Consider the following 13,608-nt stretch of genomic DNA (forward strand, 5'->3'; position numbering starts at 1 on the left):
CATTTGTTCGTTTATTTTAAGGCTCATGTACAATTATTAGTTATTTTTACGACCCAATATTAGATTTTCCTCGATGCAAACATCATTAAAAATTGCAGTTGTTGGTTCTGGACTTGTAGGGTCGCTTCTGGCAATTTATCTTAAAAGAGCTGGTCACACTGTTCATGTCTATGACCGCAGCCCCGATATTAGAAATATAAATTTTTCTGGCCGTTCTATTAATTTAGCAATGTCCAACCGTGGCTGGAAAGCTTTGGATGCAGTTGGCGTAGGCGATGCAGTTAGAGAAATTGCAATTCCGATGGATAAACGCGCGATTCATTTGGTAGACAAACTCAATTTTCAGAATTACGGACAAGAAGGCGAATCCATATATTCTATTTCAAGAGGAACATTAAACAGAAAAATGATAGATCTGGCAGAAGAAGCTGGAGCCGAATTTCATTTTGAACAAAAAGTTTGGGACGTTACTTTGAGCGATGCGACACTTCATATTGGCGAAAGCGAAAGGGGAGAGTGGGAAGAAAGAAAATTTGATATGGTTTTTGGTGCTGATGGAGCCTTTTCTAGAATTCGTCACAGAATGCAGCGTCAGAGCATGTTTAATTATTCTCAAGAATTTTTGAATATGGGTTATAAAGAATTGAACATTCCAGCAAATCCAGACGGAACACATAAATTAGATAAAAACTCATTTCATATTTGGCCAAGAGGCGAGTACATGTTAATTGCACTTCCTAATCTTGATGGAAGTTTTACATGCACTTTATTTATGCCTTTTGAAGGAGAAAATTCTTTTGAATCGCTAACCGACCGTAAAATGGTTGAAGATTTCTTCGAGAAAAACTTTCCAGATTCGATTGAAGTAATTCCAGAACTGGCAAATGATTTCTTTAAAAATCCAACTAGTACTTTGGTTACCATGAAATGTTTCCCTTGGACGTACGAAAACAAAATTGCTTTGATTGGAGATGCTTGTCATGCTATTGTTCCTTTTTACGGACAAGGTATGAATGCTGGATTTGAAGATATAACCGTTTTGAGCGAAATGATTGAAAAGTACCAAGACGATTGGAAAAAAATATTTACAGAATATCAAATCTCAAGAAAACCTAATGCAGATGCGATTGCAGAACTTTCGTATCGAAATTTCTTAGAAATGAGTACCAAAACAGCAGATGAAAAATTCTTGCTGCAAAAGAAAATAGAAAAAGTCTTTTCAGACAAACATCCAGACAAATGGATTCCGCTTTATAGCCGTGTTACTTTCAGTGATCGACCATATGCCGAAGCTTTAGCAATCGGAGATTATCAAAACGGAATCATGGAAGAAGTTCTTAAAATGGACAATATCGAAAACATTTGGAATGGTCCAGAAGTCGAAAAGAGAATTTTGACATTATTGGAGCAGGCCTAAGTTTTATACCTATATAAGTATAAACTTTATACAAAATAATAAACCCGACAGATTTGCAAGAATTTGTCGGGTTTTATATTTAGATGGTTTAGTTTTTTATTTCTTAAAGATTTTGGTCAAGACACCAAAAACACCTCTTATAAAAGTTGCGCTTGTTACAACTTTCAAAACAGATTTCGTGACAACTTCTGTAGTGCTAGGTCCTGATTTTGATGATTTAGCAGGAGCTTGTTCTTCTTGTTGAGCTGCGGCTTCTGCTGCTTCCGTCAGTTTTTTGTTTAAAATTTCAAAAGCACTCTCGCGATCAATTTCTTCAGCGTATTTCTTAACTAATTTTGATTTGCCGTTTATTTCTTCAATTTCAGATTGAGATAAAACATCCATTCTGCTCATTGGTGCGCGCATCATAGTAGCAACAAGCGGAGTTGGGATACCTTTTTCATTTAATGCTGTTACTAAAGCTTCTCCAATTCCTAAACTCGTTAATAATTCGTCTGTTTTATAATAAGGAGAAGTAGGGTAGTTGTCCGCTGTTTTTTTAATCGCCTGACGATCATTTGCTGTAAAAGCTCTTAGCGCATGCTGAATCTTTAATCCTAACTGAGCCAAAACACCGCTTGGAACATCCATTGGATTTTGGGTAACAAAATAAAGTCCGACACCTTTTGAACGAATCAATTTTACGATTGTTTCAATCTGCTCTAAAAGTGCTTTGCTGGCTTCATTAAAAATTAAATGTGCTTCGTCAATAAAGATTACCAATTCAGGCTGATCTGCATCTCCTTTTTCTGGCATCTTCTGATAAATTTCGGACAAAAGACTTAACATAAAAGTCGAGAATAATTTTGGTTTATCCTGAATATCCGTCAAGCGGATGATATTTACATAACCTTTTCCGTTTTCATCAATTCGCATCAAATCATCAGTCTCAAAAGACAATTCACCAAAAAACAAATCACCGCCTTGCTGTTCCAATTCTATAATCTTTCTAAGAATAGTTCCAGTTGTGGCAGTCGAAATTTTTCCATAACTGGCAGCGATTTCGTCTTTGCCTTCTTCAGTAATATAATTAATTACTTTTTTAATGTCTTTTAAATCCAATAAAGGCATCTTGTTATCATCACAGTATTTAAAGATAACCGCAACGACCCCGGCCTGAGTATCATTTAAATCTAAAATTCGAGAAAATAAAACAGGTCCAAACTCAGAAACAGTGGCGCGAAGGCGTACTCCATTCTGTTTGGATAAAGACATCAATTCAACAGGAAATGCGGCTACATTATAAGGTACATTAATTTTAGCATGACGTTCTGTAATGAAACCTTCTTCTTTACCTTCTTTTGCAATACCACTAAAGTCTCCTTTAATATCCATCATCAATACAGGAATTCCTGCATTAGAAAGCTGTTCAGAAAAAACCTGAATTGTTTTCGTTTTTCCTGTTCCAGTTGCGCCAGCAATTAACCCGTGACGATTTAAAGTTTTTAGTGGAATTTTGACATGCGCTTCTGCAATTGGCTCACCATCAAGAATTGCACCTCCAAGTATGATGCTGTCTCCCTTAGATGAATACCCAGTATTTATGTCTGCAATAAAATTCTCTTTTTTATTCATGTTTTTATTTGTAATTTAGATTGTTATGAATATTGCTTTGTTTTTGGGCGCTTTTTATGTGGTTTTTTTTAGTAAGAAAAAGCTTTTTTTGATTGAAAAATTAATAAAAAAAAAATTCTCAGCTTTTTAAGAAGATATCAAAGGAATCTTTGAATATTTACTAAAACGTTGTAATTTTTCTAATTATCGTCCTTTTTTTTGTTTTATCTAAAAAATGATGCGACCAATTTAATGAGATATTTTTTAATTTGAAGTTAAATTTCGGTCAATTAAATTAAAAAAAGTTTTTTTATTTAAACTAAACGTATAAATTTGCTCCTCTACAAGTTAAATATAACTAAAAAATAAAAATTATTTAAAACTATTAAAATTAAAAAAAATGGCAAACGTTAAAGTTAAAAAAGAAAGCACTTCAAATGGCGGAGGAATGATCACAGGAATCATTATTGTAGCGTGTATCTTAGTAGGGGTGTTTATTTGGAAAGTAATCATGGGGGATTCTGCGAACTTCGAAGGAGGTAATCCAGAAACAGGACATCCAATCAATACATTAGGACAAGTATATAAAGGAGGTTTCATCGTACCAGTATTATTAGGTATGTTTTTAATGGTTGTTGTTTTTTCTATTGAAAGATTTATTGTTATCGGTAAAGCTGCTGGAAAAACTAACCTTGACAAATTCATGAAAAGTGTTCAAGGTAGTATTAAAGAAGGAAACATTGAAGCTGCTATCGCTTCTTGCGACAAACAACAAGGTTCAGTTGCAAATGCAATTAAATCAGCTTTAGTGAAATACCAAGATGTTAAGAAAGAAGGATTCAACAGCGAAGAAGCTTCAGAAGTAATCCACAAAGAAATTGAAGAGGCAACTTCATTAGAAATGCCAATGTTAGAGAAAAATATGACTATTATCTCTACTTTAGTATCTTTAGGTACATTAGGAGGATTATTAGGAACTGTATCTGGTATGATTAAAGCGTTTGGTGCGTTAGCTTCTGCTGGTACTCCTGACCAAGCTGCTCTTGCAACAGGTATCTCTGAGGCACTTATCAATACTGCTACAGGTATCTCTACTTCTATCTTAGCGATTGTTTCTTACAACTTCTTTACTGCTAAAATTGACGATTTAACTTACTCTATCGATGAGGCTGGTACTACAATCGTGAATACTTACAGAAAATTCAGAGGAAGTTTAAGACAATAATTAATTTTTGATATTTAATATCAAAAAAATAAAATAAAAGATAATGGCTAAAATAAAAATGAAAAAAAAGTCTACATCGACAGATATGACTGCGATGTGTGATGTAGCGTTCCTTTTGCTGACGTTCTTTATTTTGACCGCTACTGCTAAAGTGCCAGAGGCACTTCCTGTAGATACTCCAGCATCTACTGTACAAACTAAATTGCCAGATACAGATTTGGCTATTATTACAGTAGGAAAAGGAAAAGTATTTTTTGACATCAAAGGAAGAGAGATTCGTAAAAGAACTCTTGAAGGAATAGGTGCAAAATATGGTATTAATTTCTCTGAAGAAGATAAAACCAAATTTGCTCTTATGGACGACTTCGGTGTGCCAGTTACAGGTTTAAAGCAGATCATTGATATGAAAGCGGCGGACAGAACCAAAGCAAATCAACCTGGAATTCCTTTGGATTCATTAGATAATCAATTAAAAGAATGGCTTCTTATTTCTAGAAGAGCTACAATTGATTTAGATGACAAAGAATTGCAGATTGCTATTAAAGGAGATGCGAAGGAAGAATATCCAAAAATCAAAAAGATTATGGATATCTTACAAGATCAGAAAATCAATTCCTTTAACTTAGTTACAGGTACGAGAGGGAAAGACTTTTAATTAAAAAATATACACTAAATGGCTGAATTAAATACCGGCGACGGCGGTGGTGGTAAAGGTGGTAAAGTAAGAAGCAAGAAGCAGAATTCGAAAGTCGATTTAACGGCTATGGTGGATTTGGCATTCTTATTGATCACATTCTTTATGTTAACTACTTCGTTGTCAAAACCTCAATCGATGGATTTGTCGTTGCCTGATAAAGAGGATGATCCAAATAAACCAAAAGTTGATACTAAAGTAGACGAAAATCGTACCATGACAGTAATGTTAGGTGGCGATAATAAAATGGTTTACTATATGGGATTATTAGCGACACCGAAAGTAGGGCCAAAAGACATTGCATATGGTAAAGATGGTATCCGTAAAGAATTACTTAAACAGAAAAAAAATGTTTTAGCTTATTCTGCAGCTTTAGGGAAACCTAAAAACGGAATCATTGTGATCATTAAACCAACTAAGAAATCAAATTACCGTAATTTGGTTGATATCTTAGATGAGATGGCTATCACTGGAGTTGAAACTTATGCGATTGTTCCAGAGTTTACACCAGAGGAAACGAAATTGATAGATAAAAAATAAGAGCAATCTTAGTTTTGTCAACTTAAAAATCAAGAAAAATGAAATTAGATATTATAAAAAATCAGTGGCTTGATATCGTATTCGAAGGTCGTAATAAGATATATGGAGCATACGAGCTGAGAAAATCGAACGGAAAAACAACTGTGAAAGCACTTGTTATCGGTTCTCTTATTTTCAGTTTTGCAGTTGCTGCTCCTCTTATTGCAAGTTTCTTACCTGATTCTTCAGAAGAAGAGGTAAACAACGATATTAAGATTGCAACGGTAAAATTACCTCCAAAGAAAAAAGAGGAAATTAAACCAAATACACCACCGCCACCGCCACCGCCACCAAAAGTGGATCAGGTAAAATTCGTAAAACCTGTGGTTGCAAAAGCGGAGGAAGTAACTGAAGACCCACCAAAAATTGTTGATTTAAAAGACAAAAAAGTTGGTGCTGAGACTATCAAAGGTGATCCAGATGCAGTTTTAACTGTTGATGAGCCAGTTGGTAAAGGACCAGTAGCAGAGGTGGTTCAAGAAGATAACACTGTATACAACACAGCTGGTATCGAAGTAAAACCAGACTTTCCAGGAGGTATTGATAAATTCTACAAGTTCGTAGGTAATAATTACAAAACTCCAGAAGAAGAAGGTTTAAAAGGTAAAGTTTACGTTACGTTTGTAGTTGAAAAAGACGGGTCGTTAACAGATATTAAAGTTTTAAGAGATATCGGTTACGGTACAGGAGCAGAAGCAATTCGTGTTCTTAAAAAATGTCCAAAATGGACTCCCGGCGAGCAAAATGGTAAAAAAGTTAGGGTATTATACTCGCTTCCTATTACTATTCAATCTGCAGAATAATGTTAAAAGATATGCTTAATAATATTCAGAAGAAATCGCTCAAAGAGCGATTTCTTCTTGTTTTAGGAATACTGTTTTTTTTAATATATCTTGTACTCGGTTTAATGATTATGTTTTGGGAAAAGCTCCCACTGAATATGGAACCTAAATACAGATATGCTTTTGGAGGATTACTGATTGTGTATTCTGGAATAAGATTTTTAAGATTAATTAATTCAAAAGAATAATTATGTTGAAATATAGTAAGGCTTTAGGTTTGATGGTTTTTGTCTTTTTGTTTGCGATGTGCAACCAAAAAAGCAAAAATGAAGCTGAAAAAGAAACCATTTTAAAAGGATCACTTGATATTACAGTTGATGAAACTGTAAAACAAATCGTAGACGATCAGGTTGCTGTTTTTGAAGGAACTTACTATGATGCAAAAATTACAGTAAAGCCCAAATCAGAAGCTGAAGTAATTAATGATTTATTAAATCAAAAAGCTAAAGTTGTCATCACAACTCGAGATCTGACTCCACAAGAGAAGACTCGTTTTGAAAAAAGCAAAATTAATCCTAGAGTGACGCCTTTTGCACGTGATGCAGTTGCTTTTATTTCAAACAAAAGCAATAATGATACTCTTATTGCGTTGAAAAGTGTAATCGATTTTATTCAGGGAAAACCGGATGGTAAGATTAAAGGACTCGTTTTTGATAATCCTAATTCAAGTACTGTTCGCTACATGAAAGAATTAGCTAAGGTAAATGAAGTTCCAAAAGCTGGCGTTTTCTCTTTTAAAACAAATAACGAAGTAATAAAATTTGTTTCTGAAAATGATGGAATGATTGGGGTTATTGGAGTAAATTGGTTGTATCAGCCAACTCCTGACATGACAGAAACAATCAAGAATATAAATGTCTTAAGTGTACAAGGACTTAATGGTGGTGGATACTACAGTCCAACGCAAAATGACCTTGGAGAGGAGAAATATCCTTTGGCACGTGATTTGTTTATTATCAATTGTCAAGGTTATTCAGGTCTTGGAATGGGGTTTGCTTCATTCATAGCTGGAGATATTGGCCAGCGAATAGTCTTGAAATCTGGTTTACTGCCATATAAAACACCAGGGCGTAAATTAAAAATTAGAAGTGAAATTATAAAAGATAAAGAATAAATTAATTACGATAAAGATGAATAAATTTAAAATTTTTAGTCTTGCATTAGTTGCCTCGGCCACTGCGGCAAAAGCGCAAGACATCAACCAAGCAAAGAAGGCAATTGATGCTGAACAATTTGATAAAGCGAAAAACATTCTTAAATCAATCATCAAAGCTAAACCTTCAGATGGAGAAGCAAATTTTGTGCTAGGGAATGTGTATTTAAACCAATCTGTAGTTGACTCTGCTAAAATTTATTATAATAACGGATTGCAGGCTTCAGATAAGAAAAACTTAAACTATATTGGTTTAGGTCAATTAGATCTTGATGCAAAAAACACTGCAGCTGCTCAAGCAAATTTTGCTTTAGCTACTAAAGACATGAGAAAAAAAGATATAAATGAATTTATTTATATCGCTAGAGCATATATGAACTCTGAAAATCCAGATTATAAAAATGCTATTGAAGTTTTAAAACGCGCTTTATTAGTTGATCCGCAGAATGCACAAGCATTATTAGCAATTGGAGATGCTTACTATGGAGCAAACAATCAAAATGATGCTTACAAAGCATACCGTGATGCATTTACTGCTGACAATACTTTATTGAGAGCAAAAATGCAGTTAGGTGTCTTATTAAAAGGGGCTAAATCTTATGATGAAGCAATTAAATCATTCAATGAAGTTATCGCATTAGATGCTAATTATGGGCCAGTTTACAGAGAATTAGCTGAGACATATTACAAATGGGCTAGAAATAAACCTTCTACTGCTAAAGTTAATTTGCAAAATGCAATTACAAACTACGAGAAGTATTTAAGTTTGACAGATTACTCGCTTGATTCTAAAATGCGTCATGCAGATTTCTTAATCTTGGTAAAAGATTACAAACAGCTAGAAACTGTTGCAAACAAAATGATTGCTCAAGATAAAGTAAATCCTAGAATTTACAGATATTTAGGTTATGCGGCTTACGAAAATGGTAATGTTGATGTAGCAATTAAATCTATAGAAGATTATATCAAAGCGCCAGGAAACAAAGTTATTGGGAGAGATTACTACTACTTAGGATTGGCTAAAATTAAAAAAGGAACTGCTGCTGATGGTACAGTAAATCAAGCATCTTTTGATGCAGGTTTAGCTGATATCAAAAAAGCTATTGAATTAGAACCTCTAGTAGTAGAAGAATTTGCAGATTTTGGGAAAGAATTATTTGGTAAAAAACAATATGCGCAAGCGGCGGCTATTTTTGAACTTGGAGCAAATAATCCTGAGTCTAAAAACTACTTAGATGACAGCGTTTATTATGGAATTTCTTTATACTACGGTAATGCTAGTAAACCAAAAGAGAGCCGTGATGCAGTAGCTTTAGGAAAAGCGGATGCAACTTTTGATAAAATTTTAACTACTGCTCCTAATTATGATGAAGCATATTTGTATAAAGGAAGAATTAATACTTTATTAGACAAAGATGATATGATCATTAAAAACTACGAAGAGTATGTTACTAAAATTACAGCTAAAGGTCCTGAAGAAGTAGCGAAGCCAGCTGTAACTAAGAAAATTATTGAAGCTTACAACAGTATTGGTGCTGCTTATGCTAATACAGATAAAGCTAAAGCTGTTGAATATTTCAATAAAACTTTAGTTTTAGATCCAGCAAATTCATATGCGACACAATCTATAAAATCTTTAAAATAATTTAGATTTTTGAAAATAATAGAAAACCGATAGTTCAATAAACTATCGGTTTTTTTGTTCCGTATATTATTGACTATCTTTGCACTCTTAAAATAATATAATGTTACCGAAAGAAATACAATTAGAAGTAAATAAAGGAGCAATGCTTCCTTTGATGGAAGAATTTTATACCATTCAGGGAGAGGGTTCGCATACAGGAAGAGCGGCTTACTTTATTAGAATTGGTGGATGTGATGTGGGATGTCATTGGTGCGATGTGAAAGAAAGCTGGAATGCCGAGATTCATCCTCCAACGAAAGTAGATTTAATTGTTGAAAATGCTGCAAAATATGCAGATACAGTTGTTGTGACAGGTGGAGAACCTTTATCTTGGGATATGACTCTTTTGACACAACGTTTAAAAGAGAAAAATTTAAAAGTACATATTGAAACTTCTGGAGCTTTTCCGTTATCAGGAACGTGGGACTGGATTTGTCTTTCGCCTAAAAAGAATAAACTGCCAACACAAACTGTCTATGATAACGCTCATGAGCTAAAAGTGATTATTTACAATAAACACGATTTTATTTTTGCAGAAGAGCAAGCAGAATTAGTAAATGATAATGCAATTTTATTCCTTCAGCCAGAATGGAGTAAAAAAGAAGAAATGACTCCACTTATTGTTGATTACGTCATGAATAATCCAAAATGGAGAGTTTCATTACAAACGCATAAGTATCTTAACATTCCGTAAAACAAAAAATCTCTTCACACGAAGAGATTTTTTGTTTTACGGAAGTATACAAGCTGTGTAAAAAGTAAACACATTTTATTATTTCCAATTTTTATAATTTTTCAAAGTGGTAATGTGTGCTAAATGATGATTTCCGTGCCAAGCATACATTCCGATCATTCTCTTGAGTTTAATTTCTGAATTATCAGAAGGATGTATAAAAGTTTTCTCTAAATCAGATGTTGATAAACTTCGCATTATATAGCCCAATCTGAAATGAAGACCTTTCAGTAAATCTAGAGTTGGTTGGATTGGCATTGTCAGATTGTCGCTTAATTCAGACCAAAGCACTTCGTCATAAGGCTTAATTACAGGATTATTTTCTGTCAAAGCCCATTTTAGGCGAACGTAGCAGTTCATATGGCTTTCGGCACAATGATGAATAACTTGTCTTACTGTCCATCCGCCAGGTCTATAAGGAGTATCCAGTTGTTCGTCGGTTAAATGAATCGTTTCTTTTGCTAGTTTTTCAGGGAGAGTTTCAATTTCTTTGATTTTTTCAGAAAGATATTCTGTAGAATATTGTTCTGGGGCTGTAAATTTCCCAATAGGATATTTTAATTTCTCTAAATCTAGTTCATTCATAGTTTTATGGTTTGTTTTAAATGGAAAGTTTAGCTAAATAATCGTAATGTTCTCCTTCGAGAATAAGTTCGCAGTTAAGACCGTTGGCAATTGCTGCATTTTGGAGTGTGTTGTAATCTAAATATAACCAGTCAAAAGGTTCTTCTTTTTCTCCTTTATAGCTAATATTAAAAACAAGTTCGCCATAATAGTCATTTTCAGACGGAATCCATTTGCCGCCGTCTTCATCTTCATCAAACATATAAATGATGTCAGAACTGTCAATTAAAATTTGTCCACCAGGATTTAAAAGAGATTTTAATTTAGATAAATATTTGTTGCAGTTTTTTAGCTGGCCAAAAATACCTGTTCCATTCATTAGAAGTAGAATTGTATCAAATTTTTCTCCTTCAAAGTCTAAAATGTTTTCAACTTTAGTATTTTTTATTCCTCTAAGACGGCAGGTTTCAACTGCTTTTTCTGAAATGTCAATGGCGGTTACATCTAGACTGCGTTCATTTTGCAATGATAAAGCATGGCTTCCGGCGCCACATCCTACATCTAATATTTTTCCTTTAGCCAATTGTAAAGCCTTTTGCTCAATTTTAGGCATTTCGTTATAAGTGCGGAAAAGATATTCGACACTCATTTCGTCTTCTTCAGAAATCGAAGTTTCGGTGATAATATCTTCAGGCGAGTTTTTGGTGTAAAAATCAAATATTGCTTTCCCAAAAAGATCTTTCATTGTTTTAGTTCAAAGTTTAAGGTTTCAAGTTCAAAGTTGTTTAATTTTGCAAATCAACTTTAAATATTAAACTTGAAACAGATTTTAAATAACTTAAGTAAGTTAGCCAAAGATAAGCATAACGAGAATAAAAAGTATTTCGATAAGCTTAAAAAGAAACCGCCAAAAAATTTAGATTACATTATGCAGGATTTGCACGATGCTGAATTTAAGAAAACGGATTGCTTAAAATGTGCTAATTGCTGTAAAACAACGGGGCCATTATTTACCTTGGCAGATATCGAGAGGATTTCAAAACATTTTAGACAAAAGCCACAGCAATTTATTGATCAATATTTGCGAATTGATGAAGACAAAGATTATGTTTTGAAAAGTGTTCCCTGTACTTTTTTGGATAATGAAAACTATTGCATGATTTATGATGTTCGTCCAAAAGCCTGTCGCGAATTTCCACACACAGATCGAAACAAATTTTATCAGATTTCAAACTTAACTTTGAAAAACGTCGAAATTTGTCCAGCGGCATATAATATAGTGGAAGAAATGAAAAAGAAATTGCCTTTATAAATCAAAACTGGCAATTGTTTACAAGAACATCTCAAATTTCCTTTTTTAAGGCGTACTTTTGAGAAAGGAATAATTTAAATAACTATAACTTGAATTTAGAATATTTTATAGCCAAAAGACTTATTACTGCAAAAGATTACAAAAGCAGTATTTCGGCGCCCATTATAAAAATTGCTATTTCTGCAATTGCAATCGGAATTATTATGATGATAGTCTCCGTAGCGACAGGAATAGGTTTGCAGAAAAAGATTCGTGACAAAGTTTCGGCATTCAATGGTCAGATTATAATTTCTAATTATGATAATAATAATTCAGAAGTTACAACAGTGCCAATTTCGAAGAAACAAGATTTCTATCCCAATTTTAAAACGGTTCCAGAAGTTAGCCATATTCAGGCAGTCGCAAGTAAAGCTGGAATTATAAGAACAGAAAATGCATTTGAAGGAATTATTTTCAAAGGAGTTGGAGCAGATTACGATTGGAATAATATAAAGGAATATATTGTAGAAGGTAAATTGCCAGATTTTACTAAAGCATTGAATGAAGATGTTATTATCTCAAGATTTCTGGCAGATCGCTTAAATTTGAAAATAGGAGACGAGTTCAATACCTTTTTTATAAAAGAAGAACAAGGTAAACTGCCAAATAGTCGCCGATTTAAAATTGCAGCTATATTTAATTCGGGTTTTCAAGATTTTGATGCTACTTATATAATTGGTGACATTCGGCATATTCAGAGAATCAATAAATGGAATGAAGATCAAATTGGGGCATTTGAGATTTTTGTCAAAGATTTTAATGAAATAAAAGCTGTAGGGAATAAAATTTACGAATCAACTTCCTCTAATCTCGATACAAAAACCATTGTGGAAAAATACAGTTATATTTTTGACTGGCTTCAATTGTTTGATTTTAATATCATCATCATTCTAGGGGTTATGATTTTAGTTGCGACAATTAATATGGTAGTGGCGCTTTTGGTTCTTATTTTAGAAAGAACACAAATGATTGGTATTCTAAAATCTATGGGAGCAAATAACTGGTCAGTCCGTAAGATATTTTTGTACAATGCCTTCTACTTAATTCTTAGAGGACTGTTTTGGGGGAATTTGATTGGAATTGCAATTCTTTTAATTCAACAGCAATTTGGAATAATCCAGCTCAATCCTGAAAATTATTATGTGAATCAGGCTCCGGTCTATCTGAATTGGATTTATATACTCTTATTAAACTTGCTAACTATTACTGTCTGCTTTTTGGTGTTATTAATTCCTTCGTATATAATAACGAAAATATCTCCAGTAAAAGCCATCCGCTTCGATTAGGCAATGAAATCAATATGTATAACCCGACAGTTTTCCAAAACCTGTCGGGTTTGTTTTTTTGTATACATATATAAGGAGAAAGCCTCATTTGCCATTCAGACCGCAACTGAAGTCTTTTAAAGTTTTGGAATTTGGAATTTAAAAGATTGGGATTTCGGTAATAATCAGGAGCTTTTTCCCGCTATGCGCTTCAATCTTTTTGGGCCGAACCCCGGCCTAAAAAGGATTTCCGCTCCTATCGGGGCTAGGGACTCGGTTTCCAGATGAAGATTTTTGCAAAACTGGGCTGCTTTGCGGCCTCTGCGGGAGTGAAAAAGATGGAAAAGGAAACTTTTAGGCCTGAAATCTTCGCAGAAAAAAGATGGAAAAGATGGAAAAGATGAAAACTCTCCAAAATCGAGAAACGGGAGGCGCCTAAAAATGTCAAAAACGCAGCTGAATCAGGAAAAACCTTACGTGCGGTGAAAAATATCCAAAATGTAAACTT

The 13,608-nt window shown here is 33.7% G+C and carries 15 protein-coding genes; 11 read left to right on the forward strand and 4 right to left on the reverse strand.

Annotated elements, in window-relative coordinates; all coding sequences use genetic code 11:
* The first annotated feature begins 73 nt into the window (after positions 1–73).
* Positions 74–1,417 carry an NAD(P)/FAD-dependent oxidoreductase gene (locus GR162_RS17425; protein WP_160783156.1) on the forward strand — a complete coding sequence of 448 codons (1,344 nt, stop codon included), beginning with the start codon at positions 74–76 and terminating at the stop codon, positions 1,415–1,417.
* 96 nt (positions 1,418–1,513) lie between these two features.
* Here GR162_RS17425 and GR162_RS17430 read toward each other — a convergent pair whose 3' ends face one another.
* Complete coding sequence (locus GR162_RS17430) at positions 1,514–3,031, reverse strand: helicase HerA-like domain-containing protein (protein ID WP_160783157.1); 1,518 nt, start codon at positions 3,029–3,031, stop codon at positions 1,514–1,516.
* Between the two features lie 379 nt (positions 3,032–3,410).
* On the opposite strand from GR162_RS17430, the gene GR162_RS17435 reads away from it, so the two are divergent.
* The 8 genes from GR162_RS17435 to GR162_RS17470 all read left to right on the forward strand — a co-directional run bounded on the left by GR162_RS17435 (position 3,411) and on the right by GR162_RS17470 (position 9,881).
* Positions 3,411–4,235, forward strand: coding sequence for a MotA/TolQ/ExbB proton channel family protein (locus GR162_RS17435; protein WP_008464979.1), 825 nt, complete (start codon positions 3,411–3,413; stop codon positions 4,233–4,235).
* Positions 4,236–4,278: 43 nt separating this feature from the next.
* Positions 4,279–4,890, forward strand: coding sequence for a biopolymer transporter ExbD (locus GR162_RS17440; protein ID WP_066033478.1), 612 nt, complete (start codon positions 4,279–4,281; stop codon positions 4,888–4,890).
* 18 nt (positions 4,891–4,908) lie between these two features.
* A complete protein-coding gene (locus GR162_RS17445; protein WP_066033479.1) occupies positions 4,909–5,469 on the forward strand; it encodes a biopolymer transporter ExbD in 561 nt (186 codons plus the stop codon).
* A 38-nt stretch (positions 5,470–5,507) separates the two neighbouring features.
* Positions 5,508–6,311: an energy transducer TonB gene (locus GR162_RS17450; protein WP_160783158.1), complete on the forward strand. Its 804-nt coding sequence runs from the start codon at positions 5,508–5,510 to the stop codon at positions 6,309–6,311.
* Positions 6,311–6,538 carry a hypothetical protein gene (locus GR162_RS22320; protein WP_008464973.1) on the forward strand — a complete coding sequence of 76 codons (228 nt, stop codon included), beginning with the start codon at positions 6,311–6,313 and terminating at the stop codon, positions 6,536–6,538. Before GR162_RS17450 ends, GR162_RS22320 begins: the two co-directional genes overlap by 1 nt.
* A gap of 2 nt (positions 6,539–6,540) precedes the next feature.
* Positions 6,541–7,464: a PstS family phosphate ABC transporter substrate-binding protein gene (locus GR162_RS17460; protein ID WP_160783159.1), complete on the forward strand. Its 924-nt coding sequence runs from the start codon at positions 6,541–6,543 to the stop codon at positions 7,462–7,464.
* A gap of 16 nt (positions 7,465–7,480) precedes the next feature.
* A complete protein-coding gene (locus GR162_RS17465; RefSeq protein ID WP_160783160.1) occupies positions 7,481–9,148 on the forward strand; it encodes a lipopolysaccharide assembly protein LapB in 1,668 nt (555 codons plus the stop codon).
* A gap of 100 nt (positions 9,149–9,248) precedes the next feature.
* A complete protein-coding gene (locus tag GR162_RS17470) occupies positions 9,249–9,881 on the forward strand; it encodes a 7-carboxy-7-deazaguanine synthase QueE (protein WP_160783161.1) in 633 nt (210 codons plus the stop codon).
* Positions 9,882–9,959: 78 nt separating this feature from the next.
* Here GR162_RS17470 and GR162_RS17475 read toward each other — a convergent pair whose 3' ends face one another.
* Together GR162_RS17475 and GR162_RS17480 are read right to left on the reverse strand one after the other, a co-directional pair.
* Positions 9,960–10,505, reverse strand: coding sequence for a YfiT family bacillithiol transferase (locus tag GR162_RS17475; RefSeq protein ID WP_160783162.1), 546 nt, complete (start codon positions 10,503–10,505; stop codon positions 9,960–9,962).
* Between the two features lie 16 nt (positions 10,506–10,521).
* The gene (locus GR162_RS17480; protein ID WP_160783163.1) at positions 10,522–11,229 is read right to left on the reverse strand and encodes a bifunctional 2-polyprenyl-6-hydroxyphenol methylase/3-demethylubiquinol 3-O-methyltransferase UbiG; all 708 of its coding nucleotides are present in this window, start codon (positions 11,227–11,229) and stop codon (positions 10,522–10,524) included.
* 72 nt (positions 11,230–11,301) lie between these two features.
* Between GR162_RS17480 and GR162_RS17485 the strand changes: the two genes are divergently transcribed.
* Both GR162_RS17485 and GR162_RS17490 read left to right on the forward strand, forming a co-directional pair.
* Positions 11,302–11,796: a YkgJ family cysteine cluster protein gene (locus tag GR162_RS17485; RefSeq protein ID WP_066033485.1), complete on the forward strand. Its 495-nt coding sequence runs from the start codon at positions 11,302–11,304 to the stop codon at positions 11,794–11,796.
* A gap of 89 nt (positions 11,797–11,885) precedes the next feature.
* The gene (locus GR162_RS17490) at positions 11,886–13,121 is read left to right on the forward strand and encodes an ABC transporter permease (RefSeq protein ID WP_160783164.1); all 1,236 of its coding nucleotides are present in this window, start codon (positions 11,886–11,888) and stop codon (positions 13,119–13,121) included.
* A 244-nt stretch (positions 13,122–13,365) separates the two neighbouring features.
* Here GR162_RS17490 and GR162_RS22325 read toward each other — a convergent pair.
* Positions 13,366–13,608, reverse strand: a 243-nt coding sequence (locus tag GR162_RS22325) for a hypothetical protein (protein ID WP_237421386.1), incomplete at its 5' end; no start/stop codon positions are given.

Source organism: Flavobacterium sp. HBTb2-11-1, from assembly GCF_009826975.1.
Lineage (GTDB): Bacteria > Bacteroidota > Bacteroidia > Flavobacteriales > Flavobacteriaceae > Flavobacterium.

Coding starts and splice junctions, on each gene's coding strand:
- GR162_RS17425 (WP_160783156.1), top strand. CDS start 74: ATGCAAACATCATTAAAAATTGCAGTTGTTGGTTCTGGACTTGTAGGG.
- GR162_RS17430 (WP_160783157.1), bottom strand. CDS start 3,031: ATGAATAAAAAAGAGAATTTTATTGCAGACATAAATACTGGGTATTCA.
- GR162_RS17435 (WP_008464979.1), top strand. CDS start 3,411: ATGGCAAACGTTAAAGTTAAAAAAGAAAGCACTTCAAATGGCGGAGGA.
- GR162_RS17440 (WP_066033478.1), top strand. CDS start 4,279: ATGGCTAAAATAAAAATGAAAAAAAAGTCTACATCGACAGATATGACT.
- GR162_RS17445 (WP_066033479.1), top strand. CDS start 4,909: ATGGCTGAATTAAATACCGGCGACGGCGGTGGTGGTAAAGGTGGTAAA.
- GR162_RS17450 (WP_160783158.1), top strand. CDS start 5,508: ATGAAATTAGATATTATAAAAAATCAGTGGCTTGATATCGTATTCGAA.
- GR162_RS22320 (WP_008464973.1), top strand. CDS start 6,311: ATGTTAAAAGATATGCTTAATAATATTCAGAAGAAATCGCTCAAAGAG.
- GR162_RS17460 (WP_160783159.1), top strand. CDS start 6,541: ATGTTGAAATATAGTAAGGCTTTAGGTTTGATGGTTTTTGTCTTTTTG.
- GR162_RS17465 (WP_160783160.1), top strand. CDS start 7,481: ATGAATAAATTTAAAATTTTTAGTCTTGCATTAGTTGCCTCGGCCACT.
- GR162_RS17470 (WP_160783161.1), top strand. CDS start 9,249: ATGTTACCGAAAGAAATACAATTAGAAGTAAATAAAGGAGCAATGCTT.
- GR162_RS17475 (WP_160783162.1), bottom strand. CDS start 10,505: ATGAATGAACTAGATTTAGAGAAATTAAAATATCCTATTGGGAAATTT.
- GR162_RS17480 (WP_160783163.1), bottom strand. CDS start 11,229: ATGAAAGATCTTTTTGGGAAAGCAATATTTGATTTTTACACCAAAAAC.